Annotated in this window: 1 protein-coding gene; it reads right to left on the minus strand. The window is 50.2% G+C overall.

Features of this window, described 5'->3' with window-relative positions; translation table 11 throughout:
• On the minus strand, positions 1-255 hold a 255-nt coding region (locus AB4585_RS25450), incomplete at both ends, for a PBPRA1643 family SWIM/SEC-C metal-binding motif protein (protein ID WP_372171562.1).

Here is a 255-nt window from a genome sequence, read left to right on the forward strand (position 1 = left end):
AGCGCAGCTACACGGGTCGTTGCGCTCAGGCGTTTTTTCGAAGCGTTGGGTTTTAGGCTTGTTTAGTATGCCTTCTAACTCAGCGATGTTCTCATCTGCTGTGGCGTCGACTTCGATATTAGCAAACAATTTGTTCTGCTCAACCAAGGCCGCAACCTCAAGCTTGCGCTGTTCGCTAGCCACTGTAAGAGACAGTGGTGCCCCTTCACTACCCAACTTAAGCGTAGGTTCTGGGTTGTAACCACTTTTTCCCTG

Origin of the sequence: Vibrio sp. 10N.222.49.C9 (assembly GCF_041474985.1) — a bacterium.
GTDB lineage: Bacteria > Pseudomonadota > Gammaproteobacteria > Enterobacterales > Vibrionaceae > Vibrio > Vibrio crassostreae_C.